Origin of the sequence: Solwaraspora sp. WMMD1047, from assembly GCF_029626155.1 — a bacterium.
In the GTDB taxonomy this organism is placed as follows: Bacteria; Actinomycetota; Actinomycetes; order Mycobacteriales; family Micromonosporaceae; genus WMMD1047.
The window spans coordinates 5114525-5130652 of the sequence record NZ_JARUBL010000001.1; the positions used below are offsets into that span (position 1 = coordinate 5114525).

21 protein-coding genes are annotated in these 16128 nt (G+C 73.2%); 13 read left to right on the forward strand and 8 right to left on the reverse strand.

What is annotated here, in order from left to right; all coding sequences use genetic code 11:
• Positions 1 to 10 precede the first annotated feature (10 nt).
• The 3 genes from O7627_RS23085 to O7627_RS23095 all read right to left on the reverse strand — a co-directional run bounded on the left by O7627_RS23085 (position 11) and on the right by O7627_RS23095 (position 2962).
• Positions 11 to 1645, reverse strand: coding sequence for a DNA polymerase Y family protein (locus tag O7627_RS23085; RefSeq protein ID WP_278095579.1), 1635 nt, complete (start codon positions 1643 to 1645; stop codon positions 11 to 13).
• Positions 1642 to 2409 (reverse strand): hypothetical protein, encoded by a 768-nt coding sequence (locus tag O7627_RS23090; protein ID WP_278095580.1) that lies wholly within the window; start codon positions 2407 to 2409, stop codon positions 1642 to 1644. The genes O7627_RS23085 and O7627_RS23090 overlap by 4 nt, the downstream gene beginning before the upstream one ends.
• An 82-nt stretch (positions 2410 to 2491) precedes the next feature.
• The gene (locus O7627_RS23095) at positions 2492 to 2962 is read right to left on the reverse strand and encodes an SAV_6107 family HEPN domain-containing protein (RefSeq protein ID WP_278095581.1); all 471 of its coding nucleotides are present in this window, start codon (positions 2960 to 2962) and stop codon (positions 2492 to 2494) included.
• 599 nt (positions 2963 to 3561) lie between these two features.
• Here O7627_RS23095 and O7627_RS23100 point away from each other — a divergent pair.
• Together O7627_RS23100 and O7627_RS23105 are read left to right on the forward strand one after the other, a co-directional pair.
• Entirely contained in the window at positions 3562 to 3849 is a 288-nt protein-coding gene (locus O7627_RS23100) for a UTRA domain-containing protein (RefSeq protein WP_278095582.1), read from the forward strand.
• Between the two features lie 55 nt (positions 3850 to 3904).
• Positions 3905 to 4093 (forward strand): hypothetical protein, encoded by a 189-nt coding sequence (locus O7627_RS23105; protein WP_278098395.1) that lies wholly within the window; start codon positions 3905 to 3907, stop codon positions 4091 to 4093.
• 153 nt (positions 4094 to 4246) lie between these two features.
• On the opposite strand, the gene O7627_RS23110 is transcribed toward O7627_RS23105, so the two are convergent.
• The gene (locus O7627_RS23110; RefSeq protein WP_278095583.1) at positions 4247 to 4492 is read right to left on the reverse strand and encodes a winged helix-turn-helix domain-containing protein; all 246 of its coding nucleotides are present in this window, start codon (positions 4490 to 4492) and stop codon (positions 4247 to 4249) included.
• Positions 4493 to 4578: 86 nt separating this feature from the next.
• Here O7627_RS23110 and O7627_RS23115 point away from each other — a divergent pair, with 86 nt between their 5' ends.
• Entirely contained in the window at positions 4579 to 4929 is a 351-nt protein-coding gene (locus O7627_RS23115; RefSeq protein ID WP_278095584.1) for a hypothetical protein, read from the forward strand.
• Positions 4930 to 5132: 203 nt separating this feature from the next.
• On the opposite strand, the gene O7627_RS23120 is transcribed toward O7627_RS23115, so the two are convergent.
• Together O7627_RS23120 and O7627_RS23125 are read right to left on the reverse strand one after the other, a co-directional pair.
• On the reverse strand, positions 5133 to 5405 hold the full coding sequence (locus O7627_RS23120; protein WP_278095585.1) for a type II toxin-antitoxin system RelE/ParE family toxin: 273 nt from the start codon (positions 5403 to 5405) through the stop codon (positions 5133 to 5135).
• Positions 5402 to 5668 (reverse strand): type II toxin-antitoxin system Phd/YefM family antitoxin, encoded by a 267-nt coding sequence (locus O7627_RS23125; RefSeq protein WP_278095586.1) that lies wholly within the window; start codon positions 5666 to 5668, stop codon positions 5402 to 5404. Before O7627_RS23125 ends, O7627_RS23120 begins: the two co-directional genes overlap by 4 nt.
• Between O7627_RS23125 and O7627_RS23130 the strand changes: the two genes are divergently transcribed.
• A complete protein-coding gene (locus tag O7627_RS23130) occupies positions 5667 to 5789 on the forward strand; it encodes a hypothetical protein (protein WP_278095587.1) in 123 nt (40 codons plus the stop codon). The genes O7627_RS23125 and O7627_RS23130 overlap by 2 nt on opposite strands.
• Before the next feature lie 121 nt (positions 5790 to 5910).
• Here O7627_RS23130 and O7627_RS23135 read toward each other — a convergent pair whose 3' ends face one another.
• Positions 5911 to 6369: a heavy metal-responsive transcriptional regulator gene (locus O7627_RS23135; RefSeq protein ID WP_278095588.1), complete on the reverse strand. Its 459-nt coding sequence runs from the start codon at positions 6367 to 6369 to the stop codon at positions 5911 to 5913.
• 134 nt (positions 6370 to 6503) lie between these two features.
• On the opposite strand from O7627_RS23135, the gene O7627_RS23140 reads away from it, so the two are divergent.
• Entirely contained in the window at positions 6504 to 7493 is a 990-nt protein-coding gene (locus tag O7627_RS23140) for an EamA family transporter (protein WP_278095589.1), read from the forward strand.
• A 67-nt stretch (positions 7494 to 7560) separates the two neighbouring features.
• Here the strand turns inward: O7627_RS23140 and O7627_RS23145 are convergent, their stop codons facing one another.
• Positions 7561 to 8046, reverse strand: coding sequence for a MarR family transcriptional regulator (locus tag O7627_RS23145; protein ID WP_278095590.1), 486 nt, complete (start codon positions 8044 to 8046; stop codon positions 7561 to 7563).
• Positions 8047 to 8106: 60 nt separating this feature from the next.
• Between O7627_RS23145 and O7627_RS23150 the strand changes: the two genes are divergently transcribed.
• The 8 genes from O7627_RS23150 (at position 8107) to O7627_RS23185 (ending at position 15892) form a co-directional block, all read left to right on the forward strand.
• A complete protein-coding gene (locus tag O7627_RS23150) occupies positions 8107 to 8517 on the forward strand; it encodes a cupin domain-containing protein (RefSeq protein WP_278095591.1) in 411 nt (136 codons plus the stop codon).
• A gap of 201 nt (positions 8518 to 8718) precedes the next feature.
• Positions 8719 to 9207, forward strand: a complete 489-nt coding sequence (locus O7627_RS23155) for a YbaK/EbsC family protein (protein ID WP_278095592.1) — start codon at positions 8719 to 8721, stop codon at positions 9205 to 9207.
• Positions 9204 to 10016 carry a monooxygenase gene (locus tag O7627_RS23160; RefSeq protein WP_278095593.1) on the forward strand — a complete coding sequence of 271 codons (813 nt, stop codon included), beginning with the start codon at positions 9204 to 9206 and terminating at the stop codon, positions 10014 to 10016. The genes O7627_RS23155 and O7627_RS23160 overlap by 4 nt, the downstream gene beginning before the upstream one ends.
• A 13-nt stretch (positions 10017 to 10029) precedes the next feature.
• Entirely contained in the window at positions 10030 to 10578 is a 549-nt protein-coding gene (locus tag O7627_RS23165) for a GNAT family N-acetyltransferase (RefSeq protein WP_278095594.1), read from the forward strand.
• A gap of 62 nt (positions 10579 to 10640) precedes the next feature.
• The gene (locus O7627_RS23170) at positions 10641 to 11450 is read left to right on the forward strand and encodes a carotenoid biosynthesis protein (RefSeq protein WP_278098396.1); all 810 of its coding nucleotides are present in this window, start codon (positions 10641 to 10643) and stop codon (positions 11448 to 11450) included.
• A 62-nt stretch (positions 11451 to 11512) separates the two neighbouring features.
• Positions 11513 to 12649, forward strand: a complete 1137-nt coding sequence (locus tag O7627_RS23175) for a glycosyltransferase family 2 protein (RefSeq protein ID WP_278098397.1) — start codon at positions 11513 to 11515, stop codon at positions 12647 to 12649.
• Between the two features lie 173 nt (positions 12650 to 12822).
• The gene (gene crtI, locus O7627_RS23180; protein WP_278095595.1) at positions 12823 to 14316 is read left to right on the forward strand and encodes a phytoene desaturase family protein; all 1494 of its coding nucleotides are present in this window, start codon (positions 12823 to 12825) and stop codon (positions 14314 to 14316) included.
• 145 nt (positions 14317 to 14461) lie between these two features.
• Positions 14462 to 15892, forward strand: a complete 1431-nt coding sequence (locus O7627_RS23185; RefSeq protein ID WP_278095596.1) for a non-reducing end alpha-L-arabinofuranosidase family hydrolase — start codon at positions 14462 to 14464, stop codon at positions 15890 to 15892.
• Positions 15893 to 16128 lie beyond the last annotated feature (236 nt).

Below are 16128 nucleotides of genomic sequence, written 5' to 3' on the forward strand. Positions count from 1 at the left end.
TCGGCGCATCTCAGTCATAGATCGCTTCGATCGCCCAGGCTCCGTTGGACAGGGAGAGGAGCAGCGCCGTGCCGTCGGCCAGGCACACCTGGAACCGGGCCCGCCGTCGCGCCTCGCCCGGCGCCCACCAGCGCTCGTCAATCGGCCACGGCCCCGCCCACCCGACGATTTCGCCTCCCCGCGCATCACTCCGGTCTGGCTGGCCGGTGTTCACGACGAGTCGGGCCGGAGCCGCGCTGACCGCCAGCCGGGCGGTCACCCCGACCGGTGCGCCGTCGGTGTCGTACACGGTCACCGGCACCGGGGCCGCCAGCACCATCGCCGGCGCCGGCCCGGGCAGCCGACCGGGCCAGGGCGGTTCGGCCGGGCGGCTGGGAACCCGCTCATCCCCCCACGGCACCAGCCGGGTCTGGTCCAGTGGCGAGCGCCCACCGCCGAGCACCGCCGTGACCACCGCCTCCGGCCCGAGGATGCCCTGTACCCGACTCAGCGCCCGGTGCGCCCGCTCGCGTTCCTCTCCCGTCTCGCCCCACAGCCCCGGTTGCAGCCCGGCCTGCGCCAGCACCCCGGCCGGAATCAACCGCAGCCGAACGATCCCGGCGGTGGGCCGCCGCAGAGCGCCCGCCCCACCGCCACCCACGGCCAATCCGGCACCGCCCAGCACGGCCGGCCCGGCGGTACCGCCTCGGCGGTTGGTGCCGGAGAGCCAGCCGTCGAGTTGCCAGCGGACCCGGTCGGCGATGGCGGCGGCGGTGAGCAGCCCGTCGTGTCGCCAGACCCGGTGCAGTTCCTGACCGTGTTCGGTGACCGCCTCGATGCCGAGCCGGGTGCAGGCCAGCCCGTAGCCGGCGAGTCGGGCGTGCAGCCGCTCGGCGAGCGACCGGGCGGCGAACGCGGCGGTGTCCACCCGCTCCAGCGGCTCGTCGAAGGTGTCGGCGACGGCCAGGTCCGGCGGTGGGCTGCGGACCGCGAGCGGGCGGTGGTCGTACCCGGCGGCGAGCCGGTGCGCCAACGCGCCGTCGAACCCGAACCGGGCCAGCACGTCCCCGGCCGGCAGCGCCGCGAACTCGGCCAGGGTACGCACCCCGAGCCGGCGCAGCAGGTCGGTCAGGGCCGGCCGGCCGAGCGCCTCGACGGGCTGGTCGGCGAGGAACCCGGCGGTACCGCCGGGCGGGACGATCCGGCCGGTGCGGGCGGCCAGCCCGGCGGCGAACACCCCGTCCGCGATGCCGATCTGGCTCTCCACCGCGCAGCTCTGGGCGACGTGCTCGACGATCCGCTCGGCGGCCGACTCCTCGCCGCCGAAGTAGCGGGCCGGTCCCCGGGCGGCGAGCGCGCAGGCTCCCGGCCGCACCACCTCGACCCCGGCGACGACCTCCTCCACCGCGGCGACCACCGGCTCGAAGGCCCGGGCGTCCCGACCAGGGTCGTGGTCCACAGTGGTCAGCGTCGGGCATCGGCTCTGCGCCTCGCGCCGGCGCAACCCCAGGCGGATCCCCTCGGCGCGGGCGGCGGGCGAACAGGCGATCACCCGGTTGGCGCGCAGCACCACCACCGGCTCGTCGGCCGGCACCCCGGCCACGATCTCGGCAGCGATCACCGGCCAGTCCGGGCACCAGAGCAGCAGGGTCCGTACGCCGCTCACCGGCCACGCACCACGGTCAGCGACGCCCTGGACCGCTCCGGCGCAGCCCTCGGACCCGACTCCGGTCCCCATCCCGGCCCAGATCCCGACCCCGACCCCGACCTCGGACCCGGCCGGGTCGTCGCATCGCCGGGCAGCCAGATCCTGATCTCCTTGGGCCGGGCTGCGGCGCCGCGCCCCAGGGCGGCGATTGTCACCTCGCGCCGGCGCAGCCGGCCACGGCCCGCGCCGAGCCCTTCCCACATCCCGCGGACCACCCGGAGCGTGACGTCAGCCCCCTCCCAGCCGCCGTAGGGGACGAGCACGCTGCCGCGCTGCCGGGCCCGGGCCGCCAGCCGCCCGGTCACGGAGGCGCTGACCTGGCCTGGCACGGCGACTACCACCACGTCGACCCCGTCGATCAGGGCGGCGACCACGGTCGCCCAGTCCGGGCCGGGGTGTGGCACCAGGGCGAGCCGGTCCAACGCGATGCCGAGGTCGGCCGCGGCCACCGCACCCAGGGTCGGCACGCCCACCACCGCGCACCACGAGCCAGACCGGGACGCCTCGGCCAGCAGCCCGAGCACCAGGGAGGTGCAGCCGCGCGCCGGCTGGCCGGAGGTCACCGCGACCGTGCTCCCCCGGCGTAACCCCCGGGCGGGCAGCAGCCCGGTCAACGCGGGCAGCACCGGCAACAGCCGGTGCGGCCCGGTCGGGTCCGGCTCGCTCGCCGGACGTACCAGGGCGGCCAACGCGGCGGACCCGGCCAACATCCGCCCCGCCATCGGCTCTCACCCCCGCAGTACTGATAGCGCCAGATATCCAGGTGTTCAGGTGGTTAAGAAGGTTCGCCAACCGCCGCGACGGTCAGGCCGCGGCAAGCCCGTCCGCTGGCGGCAGTCCGTCGAGGACCGGTTGGTGGGCGACGCCGAGCGCCACCTCGACCACGGCCACGAATTGCTCGGCGGAGCGCAGCAGGTCGTCCGCCTCCCGGGCGGTCACCACCCGGGGGATGCCGGCCTCGGCGGCGGCCCGCTTGGCCGCGCCGAGCGCGAAGTAGCTGGCCCACTCCCCGAACTCGGGGGCGACCATGACCAGCAGGGTCCAGACGCTGGTGACCCGGTTGCGGCGGGCCGGCGCGGGTCGGGCCCGGGCGGCGAGGACGGCGGCGGCGGCGCGCAGGGCGGCCAGGTGCGCGCCGGCGTAGCGCAGGCCGTCCGGCCGGGTCTGCGCAGCCTCGGCCAGCCCTTGCCGGGCGAGGGCGAGCAGTTGCGCCGGGGTGCGGTGCGGCAGCACATGCGCGGGCACCAGTGGCGCCGAGACCGGGTTGGTCGGCATGAAACGTCTCCTCCGCGTCACCACTTCATCACGCCACCGGCCGGGATCGGCCGGCACACGTCTGTGTCGATCGGTCTGTTCGATCAACCCGCTGCGGAGGAAGACGCACCGGTCACGCACACCGCCGGCTGGACCGGCGGCCTGTTCGCCGGCCGGATGTGGACGCTTCCCCACACCACACCCGGCCGGCAGAACCGGCGGGTCCGCCGGCCGCCACCCGGGGGTCGGTGGGTGGCGACCAGCGGTCCTGCCTTGATGGCCCAGACCCGGCCGGATCCGGAACCTGTGCGGCCCGCGGAGCCGCACTCCGGAAGCCGGCGCCGCGAACGCCTCCTCCGGTGTGTGTCAGTCCGAGTGTACGACTCAATCGAACACTCGTTCTAACTACTGCTGAGAGTACACCCCGCCCCCGACAAAAACGCAACCCTCGACACCCCACCCACCAGCACCCCCCAAGGAGGCAGACGGACACCACCCGCAAGGAATCCGGCTGATGCTCGGCCAGCTCCCACCGGGAGTTTCGGTGAAGGAGGCGCCCCGCCTTAGAGTCCAAGAATCCCTTTACGCCACGGCTCGACACGACAGCTCGGGAGACGAGGATGAACGCAGCGAGATGGGTTGGTTCCTCCCTGCCGTACGTCACCGCGACCAGCGAGGCACGGGACGAATGGGCCGAAGAGGCGCGCCGGCTCGGCGGGCACGGAACCCAGCATCTCAGCGAGGTGGGCGAGTCCACAGCGCCCCCGGAGGTTGTCGAGGCCCTCGGCGACGACCGGGTCGTCGTTCGGCGCCGGGTGATGTTCCTCGACGACCGGCCGGTCGAGCTGACCGACTCCTACTATCCGGCCCAGCTCGCCCAGGGGCACCGCACTCGCCGAGCCGCGTAAGATCCGGGGCGGCGCCGTCCGGCTGCTCGCCGAACTCGGCCACCGTCCATGCCGAATTCGGGAGGATGTCTACGCCCACCGCCCAACGGCCCGGGAACGAGACGCGCTCCGGCTCGACAACCAGGACTGGACGCTGCGGATCTTCCGGGTCAGTTCGACGGAGCCCGGTCTCCCTGTCGAGGTGAGCGAGCTGAGGATGCCAGCCAAGAGCCGCCGGCTGCGCTACGAGATCCACGCGGAATAACGAAAGGAACGAGTACGCGCTGCGGGCGACCGAACTAGCGCGCGTTAGGCGTGCTCAAGGTCGAGGGCAACCCGCGCAGCCACATCGGCGAGGCTGTCTACGTCCGGGACAAGCCGTTGCCGGTCACCGTCCGGTACTCGTCGCCGGACTCAATCAACCGGGAGGGACGAAGGTGCCCCGGCCGGGCAGCGTCACCACCCGCCCCTCGTCCCTGAGCTTGCGTACCACCGCCCTGGCGGTCTCCCGAGCCACCCCGTACGTCTGCTGGATCTCTTTCTCACTGGGCAACTGCGCGCCCGGGGCAAGCTTCCCGCTCTCGATGTCCTCGCGCAGGAATCCCGCGATCTGCAGGTAGATCGGGGTGGGGTCCCAGGGGTCAACCTCGCGTGGACGTGCCATGCCCCCAAGCCTGCCGCACTCGACATACGTGAGCCTCGTGATCCACGTACGCCACGTGGTAGACGTGGTAGACGTCTACTAATAGGGTGGACTCCATCGACGAGCCCGACAAGGAGATCCCAATGGTCATGCCCGGCGAGCTTCCCGCGATCGACGCCCAGCCCTCAACACGGGAACACCCATCCTGGTGCGCAAAGGACCGGGACGGTATCCACTACTCCCGCGAGATACCGCCCTGGGGTGGCAACCGCGTGATTTACCCGAGCCTGAGCCTGTTTCGGATGGACGACCTTCCGGTGCCGCTGGTCGGCGTGATCCTGCGCCTCTGTGCGGCAGACGTGATCGAGGACTACCCGATCGATCTCGACCAGGCTCGGGACCGGGGGACTCGAACGCCTGATACGGCAGGCAGAAAGCCACGGCACGACGGCCGCTAGCCGCCGAACCAGCCGAGAACGTCGAACAGGAGGACGTCCGACGGGGTGAGCTTGCGCAGGCCCGCCTCGTCGCCGCGAGGCGTTGCAGCCCGACGACCTCGGCCCATCGGTTCGGAGTCCGTCGAAGATGCCGGCCGGCCGTTGCACCAGGCCGATGGCCCACCCGGACGCCTCGGGACGGGACGACGATCATCGGCCCACCGCTACCTGGGCCGATACGCATCACGCCGGTGTTCGATTCGCAACACGACAACCTCGTGCTTGTCGTCGTTGATGCGGTACAGCACCCGGTAGGTCCCGCGGCGCGCGGCCCAGATGCCCGTCAATTCGAACTGCAGTGGCTTTTCCACTCGGTGCGGATTGCGCACCAGAGTGTTTGTGAGAAATTCGATCGCGGCGGAGGCGACAGACTCGGGCAAGGCGTACGAGAGTGCCCTACGTGCAGGCGGGGTCACCACCAACTCGTAGTCGGTCACCGGCGGAGCCTGCGCACCTCGTCGACGCCCCGAAGGACGTCACCGCGCGCGTACGCGTCGTCGGCCTCGCGAATCTCGGCCAAGGCATCCGGATCGCGTAACACGGCGATCGTCTCCTCTAGCTGTGCAAGATCCTCGGGACTGATCAAGACGGCAGCGGCTCGACCGTTGCGGGTCAGGACGATCCGCTCGTGTTCGCGCTCCACTCGGTCGACATACTCAGAGAGGTGGTCGCGAACGCTACGAAGCGACTCTGTTGTCATGGCCACAATTGTGGCGCATGTTGCCGGCCATCGTCCACCACTCGTCGCCGGACTCAACCAACCGGGAGGGGCGAAGGTGCCGGCCGGGCTGATCTTCGACCACGAGCTGCGCTACCGGTAGGGCATCGCGGACTGAGCGTGGGTCGGCCCGCCCGGGCGCCTCGGGACGGGACGACGATCATCGACTCACCGCGTCAGCAGCAGTCGCAGGGGCCTTCGCAGCACGGACAGGTCATGACGGTTCACCTCCCTTCCGGATCAGGCAGCGCCGCCACCGGTTCGGCGGCGACGGGTGGGCACCAGGTGCCCGGGGCCGGGTCCGGGCAGTCCGGGCCGGGCATTCGGGCGAGCATCCCGGTCAGCTCGCCGCGCAACGCGGCCAACCGGGCCATCTCGGCGTCGAGTTCGGCCAGGTGCCGGCGCAGCAGCACCTCGGCCGGCTCGCACGGGCAGACCCCGGTGTCGCGTACGGCCAGCAGGTCGCGGATCTCGGCCAGCGTCAGCCCGAGCCGTTGGGCGCCCCGGATGAACCGCAGCCGGTCCAGCACGGCGACCGGATAGCGCCGGTGCGCGCCGCTGGTGCGCGGCGGCGGGGGCAGCAACCCGGTCCGCTCGTAGTACCGCAGGGTGTCGATCGGTATGCCCGCGCCGCCGGCCACCTGGGCGGTGGTCAGCCCGGCGGGCGCCTCAACTCCGGCCATGCATCGAGGCTAGAACCCGGACCTGGGTCCAGGGTCAAGTCGTACGCCGAAGTTTTTCCGGCCCGCCGGTCCCACCCTCTGGTAACGGGCGATATCCGCTTCCACCCCTGACTGCCGGTGGCTAGCCTCGGCCCATGACGAGTGGACGTCCCGCCCTCGGCGTCGGCATGGTGATCGCCGCCGGCGCGCTGTTCGCCGTCAACGGCACGGTCTCCAAGCTGGTGCTGCGGGCCGGGATCGAGGCCCCGCAACTCACCCTGTTGCGGGCCGCCGGAGCGTTCGTCGGTCTGCTCGCGCTGAGCCTGGTGCTGCGCCCCGGCGCCCGCCGCCTGCGGGTCACCCTCCGCGAACTGCCCCTGCTTATCGGGTACGGGCTGACTGGCTTCTTCCTCGTACCGATGCTGTATTTCGTGGCGATCTCCCGGCTGCCGGTGGGCATCGCGCTGCTGTTCGAGTTCACCGCGCCGCTGCTGGTCGCCCTCTGGGCCCGGTTCGGCCAGCGGCAGCGGGTGCGGTCCCGGCTCTGGTTGGGGCTGGCGCTCAGCCTCGCCGGGCTGGCCTGCGTGGCCGAGGTCTGGGGCGATCTCAAGCTGGACGGCCTCGGGGTGATCGCCGGGCTCGGGGCGGCCGGCTTCCTGGCGTTCTACTACGTCCTGGGCGCCCGCGGCGTCCGGCAGCGCGACACCCTGTCGCTGACCACCTGGGCGTTCGGCGCCTCGGCCGTGGCCGGCCTGCTCACCCGGGCCGGCACCGTCGGCGCCGGCGGCTGGGGGCCGCTCGGCGACCGCACCGCCGACGGCGTGCCGGTCGCCCTGCTCTGCGGGTACGTGGTGGTGCTCGGCTCGATCCTGCCGTACCTGCTGGTGGCCGGCGCCCTGCGCCACCTGCCGGCGACAAGCGTCGGGATCATCGGCATGGTCGAGCCGCTGCTCGCCGCGACGGTGGCCTGGGTGGTGCTCGGCGCGGGCGAGGCGCTCAACCCCGCCCAGCTCACCGGCGGGCTGCTCGTGCTGGCCGGAGTGGCGCTGGCCGAGACCGCCCGGGTCGCCCTACCCGACGACCCCGATCCCCCGCCACCCGCGCCGGATGCTCTGCTCAGCACCGCCGCCCGCACGTCGGCCTGAGCGACGACGACCGCCACCGGAGGTACGCCGACCACCCTGGCCCCACCGGCGGTTCGAGGCGCGTCGGTCACTGGCCGCCGAACCAGCCGGGGACGTCCAGCGGGAAGACGTCGGAGGGGGTGAGTTTGCGCAGGTCCGTCTCCAGCGCCCGGAGGCGTTCCACGCCGACGATGTCGGCCCATCGGCTCCGCAGGTCGTCGAAGATGCGGGCCGACCGGTGCAGTGAGTCGACGCCCCGCTCGGTCAGCCGGACGAGCTTGCGGCGCGCGTCGCCGGGATCGGCCTCCCGCCGCAGGTAGCCGAGTCGTTCCAGCGAGTCGATGGTCTTGCCGGCCGCCTGTTTGGAGACGCCGAGCCGGCGCCCGAGTTCGGCCGCGGTGGTCCCCTCCACGCCGATGGCCTGGAAGACGAAGCCGTACATCGGCCGCATCTCCGGGTGCCCCTGCCGGGCGAGCTCGGCGTGCAGTTCGTCGATGAGCACCCGGAAGCCGAGGAGCAACCGCAGTGGCAGCTCGAACCCCGGCGCGTCCGGCTCGCGCGGGTCACTTGACATGAACGACAACCTGGTTAACTATTTCGACAACCACGTTGACGACTTTAGGAGGTCCACCCGATGCCTGTCATCCGCCACGCCGAGAGCCGGCGCACCGAAACGCCGAACGCCGTCATGACCACGCTCGCCTCCCCCACCCAGGGCGGGACCGACCAGGCCGTCTGGCGGGTCGACATGCGCGCCGGCCAGTCCGGGCCGCCGCACGCGATCGACACCACGCAGATCTGGACCGTGCTGGCGGGCGCGGCAACCGTCGACCTGGCCGACGCGGCGGTCACCATCGAGCCCGGCGACACCCTGGTGATCCCGGCCGACGTCCCCCGCCGGGTGACCGTCACCCGGCCCGGCGGCTTCGCCGCCCTGGTGGTCGCGCCCGCCGGCTGCCGCGCCTACCGGATCGACGGCGACACCATGGCACCGGTCGCGAACGTCCCGGCCAGTGCCAGGCTCACCCCGGCCTGGTCGGTCTGATCCGACCGGCCGGTCAGGACACGGCGACGCCGGCCGCGGCCGGATGGGCGGCCGGCCGGTCCGGCTGCGGACCTTGACGCCCTTGACGAGCAGCCAGAGCATCATCGAGACCTCCGCGACGGCGGCCGGGGCGTCGGCCGTCCCCGGTCGCGGCGGCCGCCCGCCTGGCTGGACCGACGAGCCGTCGAGCAAGATGGGGGCATGCAGCCACACGCCAACGTCCAGGCGGTCCAGGCCGCGTTGGACAGCGCCGACGCCCGGGACGGCGCCGGGTCACCCAGCCAGGTACGCGTCCTGCCCGACGCCGTGCACACGGCGGCCGCCGCGGCGGCCGCGCTCGGCGTCGAGGTCGGCCAGATCGCCAACTCGCTGATCTTCGACGCGGACGGTGAGCCGCTGCTGGTGCTCACCTCGGGCGCGCACCGGGTGGACACCGCCCGGGTCGCCGCCGACCTCGGGGTGACCGCGCTGCGGCGGGCCACCCCCGAGTTCGTCCGGGAGCACACCGGCCAGCCGATCGGTGGGGTGGCCCCGCTCGGCCACCCGAAACCGGTCCGCACCCTGGTCGACACCGCCCTGGCCGGCTACGACGTGGTCTGGGCCGCCGGCGGCGTACCCCGGGCGGTCTTCCCGACCAGCTACACCGAGCTGCTGCGGATCACCGACGGCGCCCCCGCCGAGGTGGCATGACGGTACCGGAGCTGGTCACCCTGCACGTCTGGCGGATTCCCCCGCCGGTCCTGCCCCGGGCGCTGCACCGGATGGCGGTCGACCGGCGCCGGCTGCGGGCCACCCCGGGCGTCTCCTTCGGCAAGCTGCTCGGCACGGGCACCGGCACCGGGTTCGGCCCCACCGACGCCGACCCCACCCGGTGGGCGGCCCTGGTCGTCTGGTCCGACCCGGCGCAGGCCGCCGGCTTCGACGACAGCCCGGTCGGCCGCGCCTGGCGGCGGATCGCCGACTCCGCCGTCCGGCTCGACCTGCACCCGGTGGCCAGCCGGGGGCGGTGGGCCGGCGTCGAGCCCTTCGGCGACCCCGGCCCGGCCCGCGCGGTCAACCCACCGCCCACCGGCCCCCAGCCCGCCGGTCCGCGGGCCGACGAGACCCCGCCCGCCGGCCCGCAGGTCAGCGACCCGGATCCGATCGATGCTCGGCCGGTGCTGGCGCTGACCCGGGCCCGGTTGCGACCGGCGCGGGCGGTGAACTTCTGGCGGGCGGTGCCGCCGGTCGCCGCCGCGCTGCGGGACGCACCCGGACTGCTCTGCCGGTTCGGCATCGGCGAGGCACCGCTCGGCTTCCAGGGCACGGTGAGCGTGTGGCGCGACGCCACGGATCTCACCCGGTTCGCGTACCGTCACCCGGAGCACCGCGCGGCGATCATGCGGACCCCGGTCCAGCGCTGGTACGCCGAGGAGATGTTCAGCCGGCTGGAGGTGCGCGACGTGGTCGGTGACCGTACGGTGCTCGGCTGGATCGCCCACGACGGGCAACGGCAGTGAGGAGCGGGCCGGGATGAGGTTGGTGCCCTGGCAGCCGGACGACCTGGTCCGGCGGCTGGACGACGTGGTGGCGGTCTACGGCGAGGCGATGGGCTACCGCGCCGACCTGCTGGAGGCCCGCCGCGGCTACATCGCCACCCACGTACGCCGGCCCGGCTTCCGCGCGGTCGCCACCCTCACCACCGACGGCCACCTGGCCGGCTTCGGCTACGGCTACCTCTCCGCACCCGGGCAGTGGTGGCACGACCAGGTGTACGGCGCGCTCAACAACGAGGCCCGCAAGACCTGGTTCGCCAACTGCTTCGAGGTGGTGGAGCTGCACGTCCGGCCGCCGGCGCAGGGGCACGGACTCGGCGCCCGGCAACTGCGTACCCTGCTCGGCATGGCTCCGGGCGGCACCACCCTGCTGTCCACCCCGGAGGCCGACGAGTTGGCGTCCCGGGCCTGGCGGCTCTACCGCCGGTTCGGCTTCGTCGACGTGCTGCGCGGGTTCCGCTTCCCGGGCGACGAGCGGGCCTTCGCCGTACTCGGTCGGGGGTTGCCCCTCGACCCGCCGCGGTGAACCGGACCGACACCGGGAGACGGACCGCCGGGAGACGGACCGCCGGGGCTGGCCGGCGAGGGCTGGCCTGGCTGCTGCTGGCCGCGCTGGTCCTGACGCAGATCGGCTACCCGCTCACCGAAGGTTCGGCGCGGGCCCGGCTGACCGTGCTGACGGTCCTGCTCGGCTACCTGCTCTCGGTCGGGCACGCCCTGCTCAGCCGCGGTCCGCGCGTCGCGCTCGCGTTACTCGTGGTGACCACCGGCGGTGGCTTCGCGGTCGAGGCGATCGGGTTGAGCACCGGCTTCCCGTTCGGCGCGTACGACTACTCGGGCGCGCTCGGACCGAAGGTCGCCGAGGTGCCGCTGGTGATCCCGCTCGCCTGGACCTGGATGGCGTGGCCGGCCTGGTTGGCGGCGGTCCGGCTGACCGGCCGGATCGCCCCCGGCGCCCGGCGCTTCGCCGGTCGGGTACTGGTGGCGGCGGTCGGGTTGGCCGCCTGGGATGTCTTCCTCGATCCGCAGATGGTCGGCGAGGGCTACTGGACCTGGCTCAACCCGGGTCCCGCCCTGCCCGGGGTACCCGGCGTGCCGATCAGCAACTATCTCGGTTGGCTGCTGTTCGCGCTCGTGCTGATGGCGCTGCTCGGCCCGGCGGCCGGCCCCGCCGCGACAACCGGGCCGGGCACCGCCGGGCCTGGCGCCGCCGGGCCCGACGACCGGCCGATGTACGCGCTCTACCTGTGGACCTACGCCTCCAGTGTGCTCGCCCACGCGGTCTTCCTCGGCCTGCCCGCCTCGGCCGGGTGGGGTGCGCTGGCCATGGCGACGGTCGCCGTACCGCTCGCGCTCAGCCTGCGCGGCCGCCGGCCCGCCGGCGAGCTGCCACCGTGACCGGCCTCCCCGACGCCGCCTGGCCGGCGGCCGTGGCCGCCTGGCCGACCGGCGCCGCCTGGCTGGTCGGGGCGGCCTGGCTGCTGGTCGGCTGCGTCGCGTTGTTCACCGCGCACACCCTGGTCAACGCCACCCGGTGGCTGCGCCGGCTGCCGACCGCCGCGGCCGCGGACCCGGTCGGCGAACCGGTGGCGGTGCTGCTGCCGCTGCGCGACGAGGCCGACCGGGTCGGCCCCTGCCTGCGCTCGCTGCTGGCCCAGCGGGGGGTGCCCAGGTTGCGGATCGTGGTGCTCGACGACGGCTCGACCGACGGGACCGCCGACGTGGTCCGGGCGGTGGCCGGCGCCGACGCCCGGGTCCGGCTGGTCACCGGGGCGCCGCCACCGGCCGGTTGGCTGGGCAAGCCGCACGCCTGCCAGCAGCTCGCCGACCAGGCCGGTCCGGCCGCCACCGTGCTGGTGTTCGTGGACGCGGACGTGGTGCTCGCCCCGCACGCGGTGGCCGCCGCCGTGGCCGAGCTCCGGGCCGCCTCGGCGACCCTGCTCTCCCCGTACCCCCGGATCGTCGCCGAGTCGGCCGGCGAGCGGCTGGTGCAGCCGCTGTTGCAGTGGCTCTGGCTGACCTTCCTGCCGCTGCGCGCGATGGAGCGTTCGCCCCGGCCGTCGCTGGCCGCCGCCGGTGGGCAACTGCTCGTGGTGGACCGGGCCGGCTACCGGCGGGCCGGCGGCCACGCCGCCGTGCGGGACCGGATCCTGGAGGACGTCGAGCTGGCCCGGGCGGTGAAGCGCTCGGGCGGCCGGATCGCGCTCGCCGACGGTTCACCGGTCGCCGACTGCCGGATGTACGGCTCCTGGACCGAGCTCCGGGACGGCTACAGCAAGTCGCTGTGGGCCAGTTTCGGCTCGCCGGTCGCCGCGGCCGCCGTCGTGCTCCTGCTCCTGCTGGGGTACGCCGCACCGCCGCTGGTTCTCGTCGCCGGGCTCGTCGTCGGCGACGCGTCGATCGCGTTCGCCGGGGCGGCCGGCTATCTGCTCGGGGTGGCCGGGCGGATCGTCAGCGCGCGGGCGACGGGCGGCCGCGGCTGGCCGGACGCGTTCGCCCATCCGCTCTCGGTGGCGCTGCTCGGCTGGCTGACCGCGCGGTCCTACCGGCTGCGCAGCAGCGGCCGGCTGACCTGGCGCGGCCGCCCCGTGCGCTGAAACGGCCCGGCCGGCCGGCGGCCGCCGCTCCCGCTGCCGCTCGTAGTGCCACCGGGCGACGGGCAAGACGGTGGTCGGCTGGCACGCGAAGGCGCGAGGAGCGGGCGGTGGCGCTTGCCGCGCCGGGCGCGGGTGCGGCCGTACCATCTGCGGGGGACGTGGATGGAGGCGGTATGAGCCGGGTGGTCGTTGTCGGCGGCGGGGTGGGTGGGCTGGCCGTGGCGGCCCGGCTGGCCGCCGGTGGCCACGACGTCAGCCTCTTCGAACGGTCCGACACCGTCGGCGGCAAGCTCGGCCGGTACCGGCGGGACACCCCGGCCGGCAGCTTCGCGTTCGACACCGGGCCGAGCCTGCTGACCCTGCCGCAGGTCTTCGCCGACCTGTTCACCGATACCGGCGCCAAGCTCGACGAGCATCTCGACCTGCAGCCGGTGGACCCGATCGTGCGGCACACCTTCGCCGACGGGACCATCCTGGACTCGTGCGCCGACCCGGCGGACTTCGCGGCCCGGATCGGTGAGCGGTTCGGCGCCGGCGCCGCCGCCGACTGGCGGCGGTTGTGGCGGCGGGCCGCCCGGGTCTGGGACGCCTCCTGGCGGGACGTGCTGCGATCCGAGGTCGACTCGGCGCGGTCGCTGGCGCCGCTGGCCTGGCGGCTCGGTGACCTGGCCGCCATCGGCCCGGGGCAGACCCTGCGCGGGCTGGGTCGCCGGACGTTGCGCGACCCGCGGCTGCGGATGCTGCTGGACCGGTACGCCACCTACACCGGCGCCGACCCGCGCCGCGCCCCGGCCGCGCTGGTCGCGATCCCGTACGCGGAGTTGACCTTCGGCGGCTGGTACCTGCGCGGCGGGCTCGGCACGCTCGCCGACGCGCTGCTGTCGCACTGCCTGGACCTCGGGGTGGTGGTGCAGACCGGGACCCGGGTCACCGGCATCGACGCGGCCGGCGGACGGGTGCACGGGGTTCGCGTGGCCGGCAGCGCCCGGCCGGTGCCGGCGGACGTCGTGGTGGCGAACGTCGACGCGCTCACCGTCTACCGGGACCTGCTCCCCACGCCGGCCCGGCTGGCCGGGCTCGCCGACCGCAGCCTGGCCGGCTTCGTCCTGCTCCTCGGGGTACGCGACGAGCCCGGCGGGTCCGGCGCGCTCGCGCACCACAACGTCTTCTTCCCGGCCGACTACGACGCGGAGTTCGACGCGGTCTTCGGCGATCCCGGCCGGGGCCGGCCCGCCCGGCCGGCCGCCGACCCGACGGTCTTCGTGACGGTGGCCGATGATCCGCTGGTCCGCCCGCCGGGGCACCAGGCGTGGTTCGTGCTCGTCAACGCCGCCCGGCACGGGCGTACCCTGGCCGGTCTGGACTGGCGGCGGCCCGGCCTCGCCGACGCGTACGCGGACCGGATCCTCGACGTGCTGGCGGCCCGCGGCGTCGACGTGCGGGACCGGCTGGTCTTCCGCGAGGTGCGCACCCCCGCCGACCTGGCCGAGACGACCGCGACGCCGGGCGGGGCGATCTACGGTACGGCGGGGGGTCTGCTCCGGCCGGCGAACCGGGCCCCGGTGCACGGGCTCTTCCTCGTCGGCGGCTCCACCCACCCGGGCGGCGGCCTGCCGATGGTCACCCTCTCCGCCCAGATCGTCGCTGCCCAGGTGGGCCGGGCCTGACCGGCCACCTCGGCCCGAGGGCTTGACAAATCGATGGTTGAGCCTCTGGGAGCGCTCCCGTAACATACCTGACGCGGCTGTTAACGCTCACCTAACAGTGATCAGCGCCAATACGTAGGCCGCCAACCCGTCAGGAGGGTGTTTTATGCCTAGATCCAGAGCCACCAATGTGGCCATTGTGTCGGCCGGCGTCGCTTTATTGGCGTCGGCGACAGTCGCCGTGGCGTTGCCGGCGTCCGCGGCCGCCGGCTGTTCGGTGAACTACTCCGTCTCCTCTTCGTGGCCGGGCGGATTCGGAGCCAATGTGGCCATCACGAACCTGGGCGATCCGCTGACCAGTTGGACGCTGACGTGGTCGTTCGGCGCCGGGCAGACGGTCACCCAGTCGTGGAACACGTCGCTGACGCAAAGTGGTTCGGCGGTGACCGCACGGAACGTGAGTTACAACGGTTCGCTCGGCACCAACGCCACCACGTCGTTCGGTTTCAACGGGTCATGGAACGGCAGCAACCCGACGCCGACGACTTTCGCCCTGAACGGCGTGACGTGTACCGGCAGCACGACACCGACCACCGGACCCCCGCCCACCACCGGACCGCCGCCGACCACGCCACCGCCGACCACCCCGCCGCCGACCACGCCGCCCCCGACCACCCCGCCGCCCAACAACTGCCCGCTGCCGTCGAGCTACCGGTGGTCGTCGACGGGTGCGTTGGCGCAGCCCAGGTCGGGTTGGGTGTCGCTGAAGGACTTCACCCACGCCCCGTACAACGGCCAGCACCTGGTCTACGCCACCAACCACGACTTCGGCACGTCCTGGGGTTCGATGAACTTCGGACTCTTCTCCAACTGGAACCAGATGGGCTCGGCCAGCCAGAACGCCATGCCGTTCTCGGCCGTCGCGCCGTCGCTGTTCTACTTCGCCCCCCGCAACGTGTGGGTACTGGCCTACCAGTGGGGCGGACCGGCGTTCTCCTACCGCACCTCCACCAACCCGACGAACGTCAACTCCTGGTCGTCGGCGCAGACCCTGTTCACCGGTAGCATCTCCAACTCCGGCACCGGGCCGATCGACCAGGCGTTGATCGGTGACAGCCAGAACATGTACCTCTTCTTCGCCGGTGACAACGGCCGGATCTACCGGGCCAGCATGCCGATCGGCAACTTCCCCGGCAGCTTCGGCTCCAACTACACCACCATCATGACCGACACCACGAACAACCTCTTCGAGGGCGTTCAGGTCTACAAGCTCGAAGGCGAGAACCGCTACCTCATGCTCGTCGAGGCGATCGGTTCGCAGGGCCGCTACTTCCGCTCCTTCACCGCCACCAGCCTGGGCGGAAACTGGACCCCGAACGCCACCAGCGAGAGCAACCCGTTCGCGGGCAAGGCCAACAGCGGCGCCACCTGGACCAACGACATCAGCCACGGCGAGTTGATCCGGACCAACGCCGACCAGACCATGACCGTCAACGCCTGCAACCTGCAACTGCTCTACCAGGGCCGCTCGCCCAACTCGGGCGGCGACTACGGCCTGCTGCCCTACCGGCCCGGCCTGCTCACCCTGCAACGCTGACCATTTAACAATTGTTTCTCCGACATTCGCGAATAACGCCATGAACAGTTTTTTGTGAGCGTTATCAATGAGCCGGCTCCGTCCGATCCGATCCCGGGTCGGGCGGAGCCGGCGGCGTCTGCCCCACCGGTGTTGCCCGAACCTGGAGCAGCTACCGCGCCGCGAACACCGGCCCCGGATTGCGAGATCGTTTCGACTGAGTTTCGGGCCGACCCTTGACACTGAATGTGAGCGCT